Source organism: Acidovorax sp. SDU_ACID1 (assembly GCF_045291395.1).
Classification (GTDB): domain Bacteria; phylum Pseudomonadota; class Gammaproteobacteria; order Burkholderiales; family Burkholderiaceae_C; genus MR-S7.
This window is the reverse complement of record NZ_CP152342.1, coordinates 1,508,467-1,524,632: the sequence shown is the minus strand read 5'-3', so window position 1 is coordinate 1,524,632 and position 16,166 is coordinate 1,508,467. Positions and strand designations below refer to the sequence as shown.

Below are 16,166 nucleotides of genomic sequence, written 5' to 3'. Positions count from 1 at the left end.
GCGCGTAGATACGGCAGGATGAATGCACTCGTTTTTCCACATTTAATGAAAGAAGAACATCTTTTGCAGAAAGATGCGTGTGCATAAAATGCATTTCGATCTGACACGACCTATCGCCATGGACTGCCCGGCCGCCGCCTCCACGACTGCACTGCTCGAAGTGCAGGGCGTACGCCTGCGCCGCGGAGCCACACAGGTGTTCGATGGCCTGGACCTGCAGTTGGACGGCGAGCGCATCGGCCTCATCGGCCACAACGGCGCGGGCAAGACCAGCCTGCTGCGCCTGCTGTGCGGGCTGGACGCGCCGGAGGCAGGACAGGTGCTTTCGCAGGGGCAGGACCTGCACACCCTGCCGCCGGGCGGGCCCCGCGCACGGCGCGTGGGCATGATGTTCCAGAACCCGGACGACCAGATCCTCTTTCCCACGGTGGAAGAGGAACTGGCATTGGGCCTGCAGCCCCGCGGCACCCCGAAGCGCGAGGCGCTCGCGCAGGCACGCGCCTTTCTGGCCGCGCGCGGCCTGCAGGATTGGGCTCCGCGCGCCGTGGGTGCATTGAGCCAGGGCCAGCGCCAGCAGGTGTGCTGGCTGGCGCTGCTGATCGCGGGGCCGCGCACGCTGCTGCTGGACGAGCCCTATGCCAGCCTGGACTTGCCCGGCCAGGCGCGGCTGGCCGACGAGATCGGCGCCTGCGCGCAGCAGGTGCTGGTCTCCACCCATGTGCTGGAGCACGTGCGCCACTACCCGCGCGTGCTCTGGCTGGAACAGGGCCGCGTGCAGGCCGACGGGCCGGGGCGCGAGGTCTGCGCCGCCTACGAGGCCGCCGTGGCGGCCGAAGTGGCAGCGCGCAGGAAGGAGGCGTGATGGGCAGCCTCTACAGCGCACAACCTGCGTGGCTGCACGCCTGGCCCACCGGCCTCAAGCTGGCCTGCATGGCCGTGTTCGGCACGCTGCTGTTCCTTGTGGACAGCCCCTGGGTGCTGGCCGCCGCGGCGTGCGGCTGCCTGCTGCTGTGGGCCAGCCTGGGGGAGGCCACCCGCGTGGCGCGCCGGCTCATGGCGTCGGTGCTGACCGCGGCGCTGCTGGTGGCCGCCTTCCACCTGTGGACGGGCCGGCCCGACGTGGCCGCCATGAGCGCGCTGCGGCTGGCCTGCGCCTCAACCCTGGGCGTGGCACTCACCGTGACCACGCGGCCCACCGATCTGCTGGCGGTGCTCGACGCGCTGCTCGCGCCGCTGGCGCACCTGGGCCTACAGCCGCAGCGCGTGTCGCTGCAGCTCGCGCTCATGCTGCGCTTCACCGAACACTTCTTCACGCAGTGGAAGAAGCTCGACGATGCCCACCGCCTGCGCACCGGCTGCGCGGGCGGCCTGCGGCTGATCGCGCCGCTCACCGTGCAGATGCTGCAAAGCGCGCGCCGCGTGGCCGATGCCATAGACGCCCGGCTGGGCAGTTAGTTTTTTTTTACACAGAACGCTTCACACATGCCTGCTGCCGCCACCCGCACGCACTCGCACTCCATGGCGCTGGTCGCGCTGTTCGCCGCCCTGATGGCCGTCATGGGGCTGATCCCCAAGATCGACCTGCCGCTGGGCGTGCCCATCACCATCCAGTCGCTCGGCGTGATGCTTGCGGGCTGCCTGCTGGGCGCGCGGCAGGGCTTTCAGTCCATGGCCCTGTTTCTCGTCGCGGTGGCGGCGGGGTTGCCACTGCTCGCGGGCGGGCGCGGCGGACTGGGCGTGTTCATGGCGCCCTCGGCGGGCTACCTGCTGGGCTACGGCGTGGCCGCGGGCGTGACAGGCGCCGTGATGGGCCTGCTGCCGCACGCCACGCCGCTGCGCACGGCGCTGTCGGCCTTCGTGGCGTCGGTGCTCGGCGGGCTGGTGTGCCTGCATGCCATGGGCATCGCCGGGCTGGTGCTGGTGGCGCAGATGCCGCTGGCGCAGGCCTTCATGGTGGACCTGGCCTTCGTGCCGGGCGACCTCGTCAAGTGCATGTTGTGCGCGCTCGTGGTGCACACGGTGGCCAAGGCATTGCCGGACTGGCCCTTCGGCAACCGCGCGCGTTGAGCATGGCGGACGAACGCCTCGTGCATACCCCGCTGGCCCGCTGGGCGCACGAGCGCCCCGCAGCCGTGGCGCTGGCCAATGGCGAGCGGCACCTCACCTTCGCCGCGCTGCACGCGCTGGTGCAGGAGCGCGCCGCGCGCCTGGATGCGCGGAGCGCTCCGGCCACGGTGCTGCTCGAAGGCGAAGGCGGCACGCTGGAGCGCGCGGTGGACTTCCTCGCCGTGATCGCCAGCGGCCGCTGCGCCGCCATGGGCGATGCCGACTGGCCCGCCGCCGTGGCCCAGGCCATCGCCGCGAAACTGCCCGCACGGGCGCACACGGGTGCGCCGCCCACACCCGAAACGCCGTTCTACGTCGGCTTCACCTCGGGCAGCACGGGCCTGCCCAAGGGCTTCGAGCGCCACCACCGCTCCTGGGCCGAGAGCTTCGCCGTGACGCTGCGCGACTTCGGCCCCGACGCCGCCACGCGCGTGCTGGCGCCCGGGCGCATGTCGCACTCGCTGTTCCTCTTCGGCGCACTGCTGGGCCTGTGGAGCGGCGCGGGCGCCGAGGTCCAGGAGCGCTTTTCCGCGCCGCGCGCGCTCGCCACGCTGGCCGCGGGCGGCACGCCGCTGCTCGTGGCCGTGCCCAGCCAGCTCGTGCTGATGCTGCAATGGGCGCAGCGCAGGCGGCTCGCGCCCATCGAGGGCGTGCGGCTGGTGCTGATCAGCGGCGCGCGCTGGATGCGCGAGCGCACGCCTGAGCTGCGGCGGCTCTTTCCGCGCGCGCGCATCGTGCAGTTCTACGGCGCCTCCGAAGCCAGCTACATCGCCTGGATGGACGCCGACGCGCAGGCCCCCGCGCAGGCCGTGGGGCGCCCCTTCAGCAACGTGGCCCTGCACATCGGACCCCATCCCGGCACTGCCCCGCTCCCCCGTGGCGAAACCGGGCTGATCTGGGTGCGCAGCCCCATGCTGTTCACCGGCTACGTGAACCTGGCAGACGGCACGGCCGCGCTGCGCGAAGGCGACTGGCTCTCGGTGCGCGACGTGGGCTTCCTCGACGCATCCGGCCTGCTGCACCTGTGCGGGCGCGAAAGCCGCATGGTGGTCACGCAGGGCAAGAACCTGTTCCCCGAGGAAATCGAAACCTGCCTCGCGGCCCACCCGGCCGTGGTCCAGGCCAGCCTGCACGGACTGCCCGACGCACTGCGCGGCATGGCCGTGCACGCGGTGCTGCAATGCCAGGGCGAGCCGCCCCCGGCACCGCTGCTGGCCGCGTGGTGCCGCGAGCAGCTCGAACCCTTCAAGACGCCGCGCCACTGGTGGCTGTGGCGGGGCCCATGGCCGCAGACCGCGAGCGGCAAGACCGACCACGCGGCCATCGCACGCGCGCTGGCATCGGGCGGCCACGCATCCCTCGCACGCCTGCCATGAGCCAGGCGCCCTTTCCCATCCTCGCCTGGGCGCGCACGCCGGTGGCGCCCGTGGGCGGCGCGCTCTCGCGCTGCCAGCCGCACGACCTCGCCGCGCCGCTCCTCGCACGCCTGCTCGCCGACAGCGGCCTGCCCGCCGACAGGGTCGATGCCGTGGTACTCGGCAACGCCCTGGGCGCGGGCGGCAACCCCGCGCGCATGCTCGCGCTGGCCGCGGGGCTGCCCGAGCGCACGCCCGCCGCCACCGTGGACACGCAATGCTGCGCAGGGCTGGACGCCATCACCCACGCCTGCGGGCTGCTCGCGCTCGGGCAGGCGCAAGTGGTGGTGGCCGGCGGCGCCGAGGCCTGGAGCCGCGCTCCGCTGCGCCACCACCGCCCGCTGGAGCACGGCGCCGCGCCGGTGCCCTATGACAGCCCGCCCTTCGCCCCCTGGCCCGAACGCGACCCCGGCATGCTGCAAGCCGCGGCTGCCTGGGCACAGCGCCACGGCGTCACCCGCGCTGCCCAAGACGCCTGGGCCGCCGCAAGCCACGCACGCGCCGCTGCCGCGCGCGGCGCGATGGCCGGCGAGATCGTGCCCCTGAACGGGCTGGCGCATGACACCTACCCGCGCGAGCGCCTCAGCGCCGCGCGCATGCCCGCCGTGGCGGGCGGGGGGCCTGCGCCGTCGGTACCGCCGCCGTTTCGCCCAGAGCCGACGGCGCGGCCCTGCTGCTGCTGGCCACGCACGAAGCCTGTGCACGCCTGGGCCTGCGAGCGCGCGCGCTGTGGCACGGCGCCGCCAGCGTGGGCGGCGCGCCCGAAGTCCCCATGCTCTGCGCCGCCGCCGCGGCCCGCGCCGCGCAGGCGCGCAGCGGCTGGCCGCTGGCGCGGCTCGACGCACTGGAACTGCACGACGCCTTCGCCGCGCAGGGCATCGCTTTCTGCGACGAACTCGGCCTGCCGCCCGGCACCGTCAACCGCCAGGGCGGCGGACTCGCGCGCGGCCACCCCATCGGCGCCTCGGGCGCGATCGCGCTGGTGCGCGTACTGGCGCAGTTGCAGGCCACACCCAGCGCAGCGCCGCGCGGCATGGCCTGCATCGCGGGCGCGGGCGGGCTAGGCACGGCCGCATGGGTGTCCATGCCCAGGGAGGGTGCATGACCCCCTCGGCCCACGACCTGCTGGCGCGCGAACGCCACTCGGTGCGCGCCTTCCTGCCACGCGCCGTGCCGGCGGAACTTCTCGAACATCTGCTGGCCGTGGCGCGCCGCGCACCCAGCGGCGCCAACCTGCAACCCGGCCGCTTCTGGGCCGTGGAAGGCGCCGCACGCGAGCGGCTGTGCAGCGCGCTGGCCCAGGCACGGCGCGATGGCGTGCCCGAGCAGGAGGACTACGGCTACTTCCCCGGCCCATGCCGCTCGCGCTGCGCAAGCGGCAGGTGGCCGCCGCCCAGGCGCTGTACGGCGCCATCGGCGTGGCGCGGGGCGACGAGGCGGGACGTGCCGCGCAGTTCGAGCGCAACTTCCGCTTCTTCGACGCGCCCGTCGCATTGGTCGTGACCATCGACCGGGACTTCGGCGCGGGCGGTTTCATGGACCTCGGCATGTGCCTGCACGCGCTGATGCTGGCGGCGCAGGGACACGGGCTGGCCGGCTGCGCGATCGGGGCGTTGGCGAGCTATCCCGCGGTGGTACGAAGCGCACTGGGGCTCGCGGAGTCAGAGGTGGTGGTGTGCGGAATGGCGCTGGGTTGGGAAGACACGCAGGCGCCAGTGAACCGCACCCGCACGGCGCGCGAGCCGCTGGAGCGGTACTTCGCCGTGCTGCGTTGAGCTTCCAGGCCTTTTCGCGCCTGCGCACCGGCTGCCGCTGGAGCGCAGGCTTGGCTCACTGCGGCCCGATCATTCCCACTCGATCATCAATGAGCCACGTAAGTCCGCGTGGTTAAAGGGATTTGCGGTGATCGAAATAGTGCCTTACCGTCGCCTTTACCGTCTGCATCGGACACCTTTTGCTGGCGCGGGAGATGGGGCGATTGGCGGGGTGACGACGCTGGCAGCACCATCATCAATCGCCTTCTAGGATAGCGCAGATAGCTGCTTGGCGAGCAGGTCTGCCTGCTCGGCAAACTTCCTCGCATCGGCCTTCTGCAACTGCGCCAGATTGCGCAGCTTCCAGCGGATGCCCGGCAGATGTTCGAGGTGCGCAATGCCCAGCAGCGACCACTCCGGCATGCCGGCGGCCAGCGACAGCAAGAAGCGCCGCTCGTCGTCGTTCAAGCCCTGCTGGACTTCGCGCACCATGCGCTCGCGGGCAGCCAGCAGCGCATCGAGCGGCACGGGCTCGGCCGTCATGCCTTGGAAGTTGTGCTCGTAGTCGTGCCGGATGTCTCGCAGCGGCGTGAACAGCACTTCATGGATCGGCCGATTGCTGCTGGACAGATAGACCACGAAGGCACGCCGGATGCCAGGCGTGATGCCCTCATGCGCAAAGAGCTGCATCACGTCGAACAGGTCGCGCGGGTGTTGCCGATCCAGTGCCGCCACCAGCTTCCCGCCGTACACGTCCTCCAGCGACACCACCGGAATCTCCAGATCGGCCATCAACACGTCGCGGGCAACCGGCGTCAGCGAAGCGCGGCGCACCGGCTGAACCGTGCCGCGCATGACGAAGTTGACTTCGACCTTGACCTGAATCGAGCCGCGCCGCACCAGCAACTTCGTCTCTCCTGCTGCTGCCGCTGGTGCGTGTGTTTGGAATCCCCGCTTCTTCAACCGCTCGGCGGCCTGCCGAACGGCCTCGTTGATGCGCGCCAACGCCTCGTCGCGCGGCAGCGTGTGATCGGGAAAAACCAGATCGAGATCGACCGACAGACGCGGCATGTCGCGCACGAACAGATTGATCGCCGTGCCGCCCTTCAACGCGAACGTGTCGTCCACGAACACCAGCGGCGCCACCTGCGTCAGCAGGCGCGCGGTATCAAGATAGGTCTGGTTCATGGCTTGAGCACCAGCAGGCCGTCGGACGACCGGGACACCCAGGGCCGGTCGCTACCCGTCGGAAGCGTGGCCGGATCGAGCTTGGCTGCCCAAGGCAGTGACGCCTCGCGGCCGAGTTGCAGGCATAGCCGAACGGTCTTGACGTTCGTGCAGTGCTGCAACAGCTCGCGCAGCACGTCAGCGCGCAGGCTATAGGCGCTCTCCACCAGTTCACGGGCTTCCTGTAACGGCTGGCGCACGCCGACTTCGCTCAACAGTTCCAGCAAGGCGCGCTCTGGCGCCGACACCTGCGGCGCCCCGCTGCGCTGCTCGAACGGGCCGACGTGCAGCAAGGCATCCGGCTGCTCGTCGAACAGCCGCTTGCGGTGGTACTCGGCCGGGAAGCGTTCGGTGAACCAGTCCGGCAAGCGCGCAGCCTTCCAGCCATACAGGTGCAGCACTGGCTGCTGCGACACGTACTGCCGCACGCCATACCAGTCCAGCGCCGACTTGCCGCCGACGTGCAGCCCCTCGAATTGGCGCTGCAACAGCAGCAGGCTGGGATGGAGCGCCGGGGAATCGTTCGGGCGGCAGAAAACCCCCCGCGCCAAGCGCGTCAGCCACCCTGCCCGGACGTAGTGAACGGCCAGGTCGGCAGAGATGCCCAACGCCGCCAAGTCCTCCGAGGTCAGCGGCGCTCCCGGTGCCAGCCGGGTGTAGAGCGCGTTTAGCTTGCTTGAGTTAGTCGTAGTCATACTACGACTTTTACAACTTTCCCAAGCGGAAGTCAATTTGATATGGCGAACCCAGTCGTAGTTTGGATACGACAACGGCAACATATTCAAAATCTCATCCCTTCGGCGCAGCCGTGCGGGAAGACGATCGGGTGTCGTCTCCCCTGCCCCGCCGGAATCCTCGATCCCCAGCAATGAACGCCTCCAGCATGTGCGGGATCAACGTCGTTGCATCGACGGCCTCGCCATACGTCTGCGCGTGCAGTGCGGCGTAGGCGTCCAGGTCGGCTTTCAGGCTGGCCGGGCAGGTGAAAGTCAGCTTCGTGCTACCGCTGGACGGCAACGGGCCGAGGCGGAGTTTTCGGGCGGTACTCATCGCGCACCTCCAAGCTGATAGAACATGGGTTGGTAAGGACGCAACACGAGGTCGCGCGCCACGATCACCCGAACCGGCAAGCCTGGCCGTGCCGTCAACGTGGGCTGGATGTTCATGTTGCGCCGGGTGATCTCCTGGCCGACCTGATTGATGCTGTCCTGGGCGCTGTCACGCGCGGCGATGACGATGCGGTTGCCGTCCTGGCGGTTCTCCGGCGCGGCCAGTTCGGCGCCGACGCCCAGCAGCGTCGTCAGCACCGCACCGGTAAAGATGCGCTTCCAGTGCCAGTCCACGTCATCCTCCAGTCCGGCGTAGCCCGCCGGATCGGTGCCCACAAGGTTGTCCAGCGTCAGCGAGGACGTGTCGGGCAGGATGATCCGGTTCCACACCACCTGCACGCGGCTCTGCCCATAGCTGACCTGGCTGTTGTAGCGCCCGAGGATGCGCGATCCCTGCGGGATCAGCAGGAACTTGCCCGTGGCCGTGTCATAGACGGGCTCCGTGACGGTGGCGATCACATCGCCCGGAAGATCGGACTTGATGCCTGTGACCAGCGCCCCGGCGATCACCGTACCGGCCATCACCTGATACGGCGACGCCGGCAGCGCCAGGTTGCCGGAATTGCTGGTTTCCGTAGAGCCGGCTTTCAGGAATGCCTCTTTCTGGTCTTGCCGGTTCTGCGTGGCGGTCGGGTCGGCGGGCTGGGCCGCCGTCGAGGCCGGCCCGGCGGCGAGCGGGTCGAAGGCTGCGAGCGCGCTTGCAGCACCCGGCGCCGCCTGCGCCACCCTTGCGGCCTGGCCTTGGCCCTGGCCGCCGGAGCGGAAGAACACCGACGAAGCCGCAGCGGCCTCCGCTTCCTTGCGCAAGGCGTCATTCGGATCGTGGCCGGGGGCCGCGTAAGCGGCTACGACTGGCTGCTGCGAGTTCACGATGGCCGGGCCGAGGTCGCCCGGCAGCGGCGGCCCCAACTCGGGCACCTTCCGCAGCTTCGAGTAGTCGGAAGGCAGGCCATCCAGTCCCTCGGACTTCGATACGCGATCGACGTTGTACAGTTCGGTCTGCTCGCCCACGCCGCGCCGGCGCGGCTGCAATGACCAGATCGTGGCCCCGAGCACGGCGACCGACAGGCCGCCGACGAGGATGGCCAGCGTGCGCCGGTTCAGGCGCGTGACCGGGCGCGGCTGGGCGCGCAGCGCCACCGCCTCGGGCGCGACCTTGCCCGCCTGCGGCGCAAGGTCAGGGGAATCGTCCTGGCTCATGCTCAGTTCCTCCGCGTTCCGTCCGTGCGCTCGATCCGCACCACGTCGCCCTTGTCCCCGCCCAGGCGCAGTTCGGCCGCGCCGAACAGGCGATCCACGATGTAGTACGGCGAGCGGAAACGGTAGTTCACCAGTTGCCCGTCACCTTGCGCGCCGATGACGAACAGCGGCGGCAGTTCGCCCTGGGCGATGCCCGGCGGGAACTGGATATAGACCTTCTCGCCGTCATCGAAAGCGCGCAGCGGCTTCCAGGGCGGATTGCTGCCGCTGATCGCGTAGCGGAAGCGCAGGTTCTCCAGCGACAAGCCAGAGTCCACGGGTGCGGCGGCGCTGGCCGCCTGCGCCTGGCGCTGCAAGGCCAGCATCCGGTCGCGCGGGTATTCCCACGACACGGATGCCATCCACGTCTTTTCCGTAGAGGACAGTTCCAGCAGATAGGTGCGGCGGCTGGTGGTGATGACGAGATTGGTCTTGAGGCCCGAGCGAATCGGCTTGACCAGCACGTTCACGCGCAGTTCGTCACCGCTGCCGCTGGACGTGTCGCCCACGATCCAGCGCACGGTATCGCCGGCGGCCACCGTCACCAGTTCCTCGCCCGGCTGGAGCGAAACCACGGTCACGCGGCCCACGGCCGCATAGACCTGATACAGCGCCCCATCCGTGAAGGGCCACACCTGAATCGCGTTGACGTAGCCCTCGCGCGTGGGCGCGACGCGGGCCTCGGCATTGGCCCGCGCGACGCGCACCTTCTCGTCGGCCGGCTCCGGCGTGGGCTTGGCGTCCTCGGCTTCGGGCAGCGGCTTCAACTGCGCCGGCATCGGTAGCACCTCGGGCACGGCCACCACCTCTATCGGCGCCGGCGGCTCGGGCAGCGGCTGGGCCTGCACCGGCTCATCGAGCGAGATCACGGGCGGCGGTTTGCCCTGCGTGGCGCAGCCCGCAAGGGCAGCGAGCATCAACGGCAAAGCGTAAAAGCGGAAAGACAGGTTCATGGTTTTGCTCCTTCGGAAGAATCCAGTTCGCGGCTCCACGACAGGCCGTTGACGTAAATGCCGAGAGGGTTCTTCCGCTTATGTTGAGCTGGACATAGGCGGAACTATGTCCGGTGCCGAACTATGTCCTGATGTCTCCTGGTTCCGGCGAGTGCCGAAGACAGCCAGTGGACATAGAACGGACTCAGCGATCGGTCGACGCATGGCATCATTTCTAGGATCTCATTCTTGTCGCTGCACACGACCCCAGCTTTGGGCCCGAAGGGGGACATTGGTCGAATCAGCTTAAAGGTCGCTTATGCAGCGGTTGCTGACGACCGAGAAGGCCAAACGAACGTGCTTTATCGGCCGGTTAGCAGACGCTCAACTGGGGCTGGGCTACCGCCATCTAGCGTCGGTAAATTTCAGGGCAAGGTCTGTGCTAAGAACGCGAGAGCGAAGCTGCAGCCGCCTCTTCGGCCCCATACGCAGTTCCATCCAACAACCGCTCGTACAGATCCATTGCTCGGCTACGAAGCGGATCCGTGGATCTTTGGAGTGCGATGGCGATGGATACAAAGCTCTCGCCGTATGGCATCCGCACGCGCGACTCGCCTTGCACGAACATGAGTTCCGTGCAGCGTTCCGCTAGCTCAAGGACCAATTCCTCGAAGCCTGGGCTGAGAAGCAACTCCTGCAGATCGCGCGTGAAGTTCCTATTGAGACAAACACGCAGCACCGCAGGATTGCTTGCAACGGCGTCCAAAAACTCTTTGGTAAATGCGTCCGCCACCGATGGTTCCCAATGAGACACAGCGCCGGCGATTGCCGACGCCTCATGCCCAACGGCCTGTTGCGCAAACCGCATCAACACATGGTGTGCCCCTGGACGCAAAGAAGCCTCGCGCCAGGCGGCTGACGCTGTGAACAGAGCGCCTAGACGCTCTGCCGTGCCCGACCCTACCAAGATCTGCTCCAACTGCACTGATGCAATCTCGTCTTCAGGGTTAAGGAGCACTGTCGCCATCAGCAATTCGCCGGCAGCTTGCCGGTTCCCAGCATCGTCGCTAACTAGCCAACGATCTCGTATCACCTTCATCATCTCGCCGGTAACCAGATCACGGTTGTGCCAAAGGAAGTCCGAGAGATACTTGTCCGAGAATGCGTCTGGAAATCTATCCCAGATCGATTTCACGAGTCGCGTCGCACGTGGGCGATCCGCCCAAAACAATGGTGCACCACGGAACATCAACAAGGCGGTCCAGATAGCCGGATCTTCGGCACGATCGACATGCCGTTCCAAGGCCGACAACCACCCATCCCAGTCTGGCTCCGCGCGCCCCAGCAAACCAGCAGCGATCGCCGCCAGCAAAGTGAAGTTGTCTTGCGGAAGGATGCGCATGCCTCCTGGAATTCGGCGGAACACAATAGCATTCGTCTCGGCTTTGCGATTGCTATTCATTTCACGATTGCGCTGTTCCAAGTTGAGTCTTGCCGCAATCCGCTCATTGGTGCGCAGTGAGTCGTTGACGATCCACGACTCCAGTAACGCGACATCCTCGTCAATCAAACCTTCATCACGTTTCGCCAGATCCTGAAGAGCCCAAGCCACGTCCTTTCGCCACCCCTCGGTGACAAAACCTTCGCTATGCCATTTCCAGACAAGGGCACGAACACGCTGCGCATCGACGTTCGGATCCTCGGCAAGGACACGAAGCAGTTCGCCTGCGGTGACCTGCTCCCCATAGGGCGTACCAGTTGAAGGTTAGTAGAGTCCGTTTTCAGAGGAAGAACGGACATGAAGAAGAGCAGATTCACCGACGAGCAGATCATCGGATTTCTCAAGCAGGCCGAGGGCGGCATGCCGGTCAAGGAACTGTGCCGCCTGGGCGGCTTCAGCGATGCGACCTTCTACAAGTGGCGTGCCAAGTTCGGTGGCATGCAGGCCAGCGAGGCCACGCGGCTGCGCGAGATCGAGGGCGAGAACGCCAAGCTCAAGAAACTGCTGGCCGAGGCCCATCTACACATCGAAGCGCTGAAGGTGGGCTTCGGGGTAAAGCGCTGACCCCGCAGGCCAGGCGCGAGGCCGCTGCCAGGATGGTTCAAGAACTGTCCATCAGCGAGCGCCGCGCCTGTCGCTATGCGGGGTTGTCCAGAACCAGCTACCGGGAGCCGCCCAGCATGAACGAGTCCACAGCCAGCCTGAGCACGCGCATCGTCGAGTTGGCGCATGAGCGCCGGCGCTTCGGCTACCGGCGCATCCATGACCTGTTGGCCCTGGAAGGCCATCAGGTGAACCACAAGCGCGTGTGGCGCCTGTACAAGCTGGCCAACCTGTCGGTGCGCAAGCGCCGCAAGGTCAAGCGTCCCACGGGCGAGCGTCAGCCCTTGGTGAGCAGCCGCCATGTCAATGACACCTGGAGCACGGACTTCGTGATGGACGCACTGACCAATGGCCGGCGCATCAAGTGCCTGACGGTGGTCGATGACTTCAGCCGCGAGTGCGTGGACATCGCGGTGGATCACGGCATGGGCGGCGAGTACGTCGTGCGCTTGCTGGACCAGGCCGCGCAGTTCCGAGGCTATCCACTGGCCATCCGCACCGATCAGGGGCCGGAGTTCACCAGCCGGGCTTTCATTGCGTGGGCAGCGGCACGAGGCGTGCGGCACCTGCTCAACGATGCAGGCTGTCCGACCCAGAACGCCTACATCGAGAGCTTCAACGGCAAATTCAGGGATGAGTGCTTGAACGAGCAATGGTTCGAGACGCTGGTGCAGGCTCGCCAGGAGGTGGCCCGATGGCGGCGTGACTACAACGAGGTGCGGCCCCACAGTTCACTGGGGCGCATCTCGCCGGCCAGCTTTGCTGCCTTGCATCGCCAGCGCGCTGGCGATGCAAGGCAATCACCGGAGATCAAGTAGTCTCCACAACCTTGGACTCGCTAACTCGGGACTGGCACGTCTAACGGGGGCAGGTCACGCTTCCCTTGCCGGGCACGGAAGCCTACGAAGCACTGCCGCAGTTCCCGAAGCGCAGCCCCCTTCCCTTCCGGCGCACCATCCGCCGCCATGAACTGCGGCTGATCGTTCCCCTCGCCGAAACGACGATCTACGAAATGGAGCGCCGCGGCGAGTTTCCGCGCCGCTTCAACCTGACGCCGCGCTGCGTGGTGTGGGACTTGGCCGAAGTGGAGGCATGGGTCGAAGAACGAAAACAGGCACCTCGCAGCCACATCACCAAGCCGGATGTCCACCTACGAAAAACCCGCCCTGTTCGGGCGGGTTAGAGCGAAGCATGAAGCCGAGCGGCAGCTTTCAGCCAACCAGGGCTTGCAGTTCCTTGGACGCCGTGCGCGGCAAGCGCCGCCCCTCCTTCGCCACATTGACCTGCAAAGCCACCCGCGCCACCTCCAGCACGTCCTTGGCCAGCGCATAGCTGCCCTTGGCCTGCAACCAAGCCAGCACGTCCGCCAGATGCCAGATCGACGCACTGCCTTCATGCACCGGCGCCGGAAAGCTCCCCGGATGGGCCAGCATCAGCTTGCGCATGTTCTGCCGCGACACGCCCACGATGTCGGCCACGTCGGTCAGCCCGACCAGATCCGGTGCCACCTCGATCAGCTTGGCCGAAGGCGCGGCACGGCGCACGTCGGCCAGCGCGCTGCGCACCGCTTCATCCGCATCGACCGCCTCGCGCGTGAACTCCAGCGCCAGGCGCCCCGGCTGCCCGATGCCGACAAGGGCATCGTCGCACCCGGCTTCGCCCAGGCGCTCCACCAGCGCCTCCGTGTCGCGGTCGTCGTCGGCGAGCTGGTATTTCAGGGTGAAGGTGTATTCCATCGCGCTACTCCTTGGCACCATCGTCAGCCTCGTGCTGCTTGCGGTGCGTGGTGCAGTTGTCCACGACGCGCCGCAAGGCGCGAGCATGGTTGCCGGGGTTCTTCGGTGTGCTCCACACGCTGGTGATGCAGAACTCGCCGCAGCGGCATTCCTCATCGTTGTACGGGCAATAAATCCGCCCCCAGGCATGGCTGCCGCCGACTTCGACGCGCCAGCCCTGCCCTTCGGCGTGCCTGAGAGCTTCCTCGACCTCTTTCTTGGGATGAGGAGAACGAGCCATCAGTGACCTCCAGTATGAGGATGGCCGGCAAGGTTGTCAAGTGACAACCTTGCCGAGACAGGATCAGGCCACATATCGCCGATCAGCGAGAAGTTCAGATTCCCTCGTTTTCGATCACTCAAAGTGATCGCTTCCTCGAAAAAACAAACCTGGCGCAACCCTGCAAAGACCGATTCAAGGCAACCCATGATGCGGCCCTCCTACGCGATCGCGCTCAGCGCCGGCACGACCACGTTCTCCGGCATCAGCTTCGGCCCATAGGTCTGTCCACCGCCCCAGGCATCGACCAAGTTGGCCCACTCTTGCAGCATGTGGCGCCGCTGCTCGGCGTATTCGGCCTTGTTGTAGACCGAGCGCGAGGAACGCCCCTCCTCGTGCGCCAGGCACTTCTCGATCCAGTCGCGGTTGAAGCCGATTTCGTTCAGCAGCGTCGAGCCAGTGCGGCGCAGGTCGTGGACGGTGAACGGCTGTAGCGGCAGACCTTTGGCCTTGGCGCCTTCTGCCACGAGCATCGTGATGCGATTCAAGGTCGCATTGGACATGCACCGCTCTGCATCGTAGCGAGAAGGGAAAACGAACTTTGAGCCAGCCGCGCAGGCGTGCAGCGTCACGAAGATGTCGAGCGCCTGGCACGACAGATAGACCACGTGCGGATTGCGACCCTTCATCCGTTGCTTCGGAATCGTCCAGGTCTTGCGCTCGAAATCGACCTCATCCCATGTAGCCTGGATCAGTTCGCTCTTGCGCACCAGCGTCAGCAGGATCAAGCGCAGCGCCAGCTTGATGGTCGGATAGGTCGCCACGGACTCCAACTGCTGCACCATCAAACGGATTTCCAGCGGCGACAGGGCACGATCCTTCGGCACGAAGGTGGCGATCGAGGACGGCCCCACGCTGTCGGCCGGGTTGACCACCTTTTCACCGTGGGCGATGGCGTAGACGTAGACCTGCTTCACGATGTCCCGGATCTGCACCGCTGTGGCTGGCGCCCCGCGCTCCTTGACCTTGTTGCACAGAATCCGAAGGTCTTCGGCCTGGATTTCGGTCAGCAGGCGATTCTGGAAAACCGGCAGGATGTCCCTGTCGATGATGTGCTTGCGCACGGCGCGGGTGCTGTCGGCCCATCTCGTATGGGCGAGGTACGTCTCCATCGCCGCGCCGAAGGTCTTGATGGCGCGAACCCGGCGCTTGTCGCGTTGCTTCTCCAGCGCGGGCGATATGCCCTGAAGAACGGCTTTGCGCGCCTCCAGAAGCAGTTCACGCGCCATCGCCAGCGAAATGCCGCTTGCCCCGTAGCGGCCGATCGTCAAGGTCTCGCGGCGGCCGTTGAGGCGGTAGTCGTAGCGGAAGGTGACGGTATTTGCGGGCGATACCGTCACGTACATCCCGTCCCGGTCAGAAACCTTATAAGTCAACGACTTAGGCTTCAGATTGCGCAGTGCTGTGTCGGTCAGCATCGAGGTATTTTTCCTGTTTTGCGACGGCTTTTACCGTCAAGGACCAGGAGACCCACTGATGCCCGGAAAGCCGCATGAAATAAGCTTTCCCGAGAAGGCTTTTACCGTCAAAGACGGTAAAAGTCTGAATAGTGAACGAGAGTGTCTTAATTCGGCCTCAGTTCTTACCGTCAGCTCTACCGTCAACCGTTTTTGCTGGCCGGCAATAGCCACCGATAGCTGCCGCGACGTATTCCCTTCTAAATCAATACGTTACGACGGTTTTTCGGATAGCTGGCGATAGTCCCCGAAGGACGTAAATTCACTCCCACTCGATTGTCAATAGCCCCGTGGAAACCGTTGTGTAGCAAGGCTTCCAGCCCGATGAGGGGCTTCTGATACCGCCAGCGATACCGACAAATCGACGTGCCTTGGCAAGTTCATCCCGCTGCCTCTATGAAGGCTCATGTTGTCCCATCGACCTGGCCATCCCTTCATCCCCCTTCTCTCACCCTCAGTTGGGCCCCTCCAGCAGGCCTCGCAGCCTCTTGAGCCGGGGAGTTGACGGTATCAGAAGCGACTTTCGGCCCCTGCCTGACGGTATCGGCGACGGCATTTTCAGAGGGGCTGACGGTATCGGCGCCGGGGCTACCGACCGCTTCTACACGGTAGCAGGCGCTGAAGCCCCTCGAACACCGCCTCTGATACCGTCAAACCAGTCCCGTGTCGTGCCATACAGTGCCACCAAAGCCCACTGTCAAGCTACCACACGGGCGTCTAGATAGACCGTATCCGTGTGACGTCGGCACCTTGCCTGCACCGCCACGG

16 protein-coding genes and 3 pseudogenes are annotated in these 16,166 nt (G+C 66.5%); 8 read left to right on the top strand and 11 right to left on the bottom strand.

All coding sequences use genetic code 11. From position 1 onward, the window contains the following. Positions 1-118 precede the first annotated feature (118 nt). The 6 genes and pseudogenes from AAG689_RS07555 (at position 119) to AAG689_RS07530 (ending at position 5,296) form a co-directional block, all read left to right on the top strand. Complete coding sequence (locus tag AAG689_RS07555; RefSeq protein ID WP_406625426.1) at positions 119-862, top strand: energy-coupling factor ABC transporter ATP-binding protein; 744 nt, start codon at positions 119-121, stop codon at positions 860-862. Beyond that, the gene (locus AAG689_RS07550) at positions 862-1,455 is read left to right on the top strand and encodes an energy-coupling factor transporter transmembrane component T family protein (RefSeq protein WP_406625425.1); all 594 of its coding nucleotides are present in this window, start codon (positions 862-864) and stop codon (positions 1,453-1,455) included. Before AAG689_RS07555 ends, AAG689_RS07550 begins: the two co-directional genes overlap by 1 nt. 27 nt (positions 1,456-1,482) lie before the next feature. Continuing rightward, positions 1,483-2,067 carry a biotin transporter BioY gene (locus AAG689_RS07545; RefSeq protein WP_406625424.1) on the top strand — a complete coding sequence of 195 codons (585 nt, stop codon included), beginning with the start codon at positions 1,483-1,485 and terminating at the stop codon, positions 2,065-2,067. A gap of 2 nt (positions 2,068-2,069) precedes the next feature. Beyond that, positions 2,070-3,482, top strand: coding sequence for an AMP-binding protein (locus tag AAG689_RS07540; RefSeq protein WP_406625423.1), 1,413 nt, complete (start codon positions 2,070-2,072; stop codon positions 3,480-3,482). After that, positions 3,479-4,626 (top strand): annotated as a pseudogene (locus AAG689_RS07535) (acetyl-CoA C-acyltransferase). Before AAG689_RS07540 ends, AAG689_RS07535 begins: the two are co-directional and overlap by 4 nt. Next, positions 4,623-5,296 (top strand): annotated as a pseudogene (locus AAG689_RS07530) (nitroreductase). Before AAG689_RS07535 ends, AAG689_RS07530 begins: the two co-directional pseudogenes overlap by 4 nt. A 246-nt stretch (positions 5,297-5,542) precedes the next feature. On the opposite strand, the gene AAG689_RS07525 reads toward AAG689_RS07530, so the two are convergent. The 7 genes and pseudogenes from AAG689_RS07525 to AAG689_RS07495 form a co-directional block, all read right to left on the bottom strand. Continuing rightward, on the bottom strand, positions 5,543-6,463 hold the full coding sequence (locus AAG689_RS07525; protein WP_406625422.1) for a nucleotidyl transferase AbiEii/AbiGii toxin family protein: 921 nt from the start codon (positions 6,461-6,463) through the stop codon (positions 5,543-5,545). Further along, positions 6,460-7,197, bottom strand: coding sequence for a type IV toxin-antitoxin system AbiEi family antitoxin domain-containing protein (locus tag AAG689_RS07520; protein ID WP_406625421.1), 738 nt, complete (start codon positions 7,195-7,197; stop codon positions 6,460-6,462). The genes AAG689_RS07525 and AAG689_RS07520 overlap by 4 nt, the downstream gene beginning before the upstream one ends. A 94-nt stretch (positions 7,198-7,291) precedes the next feature. Further along, positions 7,292-7,552 carry a DUF2274 domain-containing protein gene (locus AAG689_RS07515; RefSeq protein WP_406625420.1) on the bottom strand — a complete coding sequence of 87 codons (261 nt, stop codon included), beginning with the start codon at positions 7,550-7,552 and terminating at the stop codon, positions 7,292-7,294. Continuing rightward, positions 7,549-8,811: a TrbI/VirB10 family protein gene (locus AAG689_RS07510; protein WP_406625419.1), complete on the bottom strand. Its 1,263-nt coding sequence runs from the start codon at positions 8,809-8,811 to the stop codon at positions 7,549-7,551. The genes AAG689_RS07515 and AAG689_RS07510 overlap by 4 nt, the downstream gene beginning before the upstream one ends. A 2-nt stretch (positions 8,812-8,813) precedes the next feature. Beyond that, a complete protein-coding gene (gene trbG, locus AAG689_RS07505) occupies positions 8,814-9,803 on the bottom strand; it encodes a P-type conjugative transfer protein TrbG (RefSeq protein ID WP_406625418.1) in 990 nt (329 codons plus the stop codon). Next, positions 9,800-9,880 (bottom strand): annotated as a pseudogene (locus tag AAG689_RS07500) (conjugal transfer protein TrbF); the annotation flags it as partial. The pseudogene AAG689_RS07500 and the gene trbG, both read right to left, overlap by 4 nt. A 344-nt stretch (positions 9,881-10,224) precedes the next feature. Then, positions 10,225-11,394 carry a hypothetical protein gene (locus tag AAG689_RS07495; protein ID WP_406625417.1) on the bottom strand — a complete coding sequence of 390 codons (1,170 nt, stop codon included), beginning with the start codon at positions 11,392-11,394 and terminating at the stop codon, positions 10,225-10,227. 186 nt (positions 11,395-11,580) lie between these two features. On the opposite strand from AAG689_RS07495, the gene AAG689_RS07490 reads away from it, so the two are divergent. Together AAG689_RS07490 and AAG689_RS07485 are read left to right on the top strand one after the other, a co-directional pair. Next, positions 11,581-12,704 (top strand): IS3 family transposase gene (locus AAG689_RS07490; protein ID WP_406622737.1). Its coding sequence is split into 2 segments (ribosomal slippage): positions 11,581-11,836 and positions 11,836-12,704, totalling 1,125 coding nucleotides; the frame shifts between segments, so codons are not numbered across the junction. A gap of 65 nt (positions 12,705-12,769) precedes the next feature. Further along, positions 12,770-13,069, top strand: coding sequence for a helix-turn-helix transcriptional regulator (locus AAG689_RS07485; protein ID WP_406625416.1), 300 nt, complete (start codon positions 12,770-12,772; stop codon positions 13,067-13,069). A 28-nt stretch (positions 13,070-13,097) separates the two neighbouring features. Here AAG689_RS07485 and AAG689_RS07480 read toward each other — a convergent pair whose 3' ends face one another. The 4 genes from AAG689_RS07480 to AAG689_RS07465 are packed head-to-tail and all read right to left on the bottom strand — an operon-like array spanning position 13,098 to position 15,359. Next, positions 13,098-13,622 (bottom strand): helix-turn-helix transcriptional regulator, encoded by a 525-nt coding sequence (locus tag AAG689_RS07480; protein WP_406625415.1) that lies wholly within the window; start codon positions 13,620-13,622, stop codon positions 13,098-13,100. Positions 13,623-13,626: 4 nt separating this feature from the next. Further along, positions 13,627-13,902 (bottom strand): hypothetical protein, encoded by a 276-nt coding sequence (locus AAG689_RS07475; RefSeq protein ID WP_406625414.1) that lies wholly within the window; start codon positions 13,900-13,902, stop codon positions 13,627-13,629. After that, complete coding sequence (locus AAG689_RS07470; protein ID WP_406625413.1) at positions 13,902-14,090, bottom strand: hypothetical protein; 189 nt, start codon at positions 14,088-14,090, stop codon at positions 13,902-13,904. Before AAG689_RS07470 ends, AAG689_RS07475 begins: the two co-directional genes overlap by 1 nt. Before the next feature lie 12 nt (positions 14,091-14,102). Then, a complete protein-coding gene (locus AAG689_RS07465; protein WP_406625412.1) occupies positions 14,103-15,359 on the bottom strand; it encodes a tyrosine-type recombinase/integrase in 1,257 nt (418 codons plus the stop codon). Positions 15,360-16,166: the final 807 nt, after the last annotated feature.

Bases quoted from the DNA above. Each gene is read 5' to 3' on its own strand.
- AAG689_RS07555 (WP_406625426.1), top strand. From the start codon at position 119: ATGGACTGCCCGGCCGCCGCCTCCACGACTGCACTGCTCGAAGTGCAG.
- AAG689_RS07550 (WP_406625425.1), top strand. From the start codon at position 862: ATGGGCAGCCTCTACAGCGCACAACCTGCGTGGCTGCACGCCTGGCCC.
- AAG689_RS07545 (WP_406625424.1), top strand. From the start codon at position 1,483: ATGCCTGCTGCCGCCACCCGCACGCACTCGCACTCCATGGCGCTGGTC.
- AAG689_RS07540 (WP_406625423.1), top strand. From the start codon at position 2,070: ATGGCGGACGAACGCCTCGTGCATACCCCGCTGGCCCGCTGGGCGCAC.
- AAG689_RS07525 (WP_406625422.1), bottom strand. From the start codon at position 6,463: ATGAACCAGACCTATCTTGATACCGCGCGCCTGCTGACGCAGGTGGCG.
- AAG689_RS07520 (WP_406625421.1), bottom strand. From the start codon at position 7,197: ATGACTACGACTAACTCAAGCAAGCTAAACGCGCTCTACACCCGGCTG.
- AAG689_RS07515 (WP_406625420.1), bottom strand. From the start codon at position 7,552: ATGAGTACCGCCCGAAAACTCCGCCTCGGCCCGTTGCCGTCCAGCGGT.
- AAG689_RS07510 (WP_406625419.1), bottom strand. From the start codon at position 8,811: ATGAGCCAGGACGATTCCCCTGACCTTGCGCCGCAGGCGGGCAAGGTC.
- trbG (WP_406625418.1), bottom strand. From the start codon at position 9,803: ATGAACCTGTCTTTCCGCTTTTACGCTTTGCCGTTGATGCTCGCTGCC.
- AAG689_RS07480 (WP_406625415.1), bottom strand. From the start codon at position 13,622: ATGGAATACACCTTCACCCTGAAATACCAGCTCGCCGACGACGACCGC.
- AAG689_RS07475 (WP_406625414.1), bottom strand. From the start codon at position 13,902: ATGGCTCGTTCTCCTCATCCCAAGAAAGAGGTCGAGGAAGCTCTCAGG.
- AAG689_RS07470 (WP_406625413.1), bottom strand. From the start codon at position 14,090: ATGGGTTGCCTTGAATCGGTCTTTGCAGGGTTGCGCCAGGTTTGTTTT.
- AAG689_RS07465 (WP_406625412.1), bottom strand. From the start codon at position 15,359: ATGCTGACCGACACAGCACTGCGCAATCTGAAGCCTAAGTCGTTGACT.